The organism is Burkholderia anthinoferrum (assembly GCF_002925705.1).
In the GTDB taxonomy this organism is placed as follows: Bacteria; Pseudomonadota; Gammaproteobacteria; order Burkholderiales; family Burkholderiaceae; genus Burkholderia; species Burkholderia semiarida.
On record NZ_LFZP01000086.1, the window covers coordinates 1 to 691 of the forward strand.

Below are 691 nucleotides of genomic sequence, written 5' to 3' on the forward strand. Positions count from 1 at the left end.
GCAGCGCATGGTGCAGGCCGGCGTGGTGCCGGTCACGTGGCAGCAGGTGCTGCTCGAATGGCAGCGCGACTGGGCGCACCGCGAGACGTACGACGCGGTGATGGCGATCGCGAAGGAGCATTCGGGCGCATACGGGATGGGCGTGGACTACGCGTACACGATGCTCCACAAGGCGCCGCAGCGTACCGCGACGCCGCACGAGTCGATTGCGCCCGTTCCGGCGAAGTAAGCGCGGACGGCCCGCAACGGCGGATGCCGGTGCGACGGGTTCGATGCGAACGCGCCGCATCGGCTCCATTGCCGCGGGCGGCGGACGTGACCGAAACACGAATGCCGCCCGCGGCATGCCGTTCGGCACACCGCGCCTGCATTTGAAATTGTCCGGGAGATTGATCGCATGAAACCTTATCTGGTTTCCCTTGGTGCGGGCCTGCTGATCGGTGTGATTTACAGCGCCATCAAGGTTCGCTCTCCCGCACCGCCGCTGATTGCGCTGGTCGGGTTGCTCGGCATGCTGATCGGCGTGCAAGCGTTACCCACCGTGAAACAGCTGTTTGGCTTCTGATCAACAAGAGGTGATGCACATGACCGCAACCGTGACCCAACCGGATCTGATCCTGCATAACGGACGATTCACGACGCTCGACCGCGCGAACCCCGTCGCGACGGCCGTCGCGATTGCCGCCGGACG

1 protein-coding gene and 1 pseudogene are annotated in these 691 nt (G+C 65.0%); both read left to right on the top strand.

Annotation, left to right across the window (positions count from 1 at the left end; genetic code table 11):
* Window positions 1-229, top strand: a pseudogene (locus C5F75_RS36005) (hydrolase); the annotation flags it as partial.
* Between the two features lie 168 nt (window positions 230-397).
* On the top strand, window positions 398-565 hold the full coding sequence (locus C5F75_RS36010; protein ID WP_059579100.1) for a DUF1427 family protein: 168 nt from the start codon (window positions 398-400) through the stop codon (window positions 563-565).
* The last annotated feature ends 126 nt before the right edge of the window (window positions 566-691 follow it).

What these genes read in the sequence shown, in the direction of transcription:
- C5F75_RS36010 (WP_059579100.1), top strand. Translation starts at nt 398, where the DNA reads ATGAAACCTTATCTGGTTTCCCTTGGTGCGGGCCTGCTGATCGGTGTG.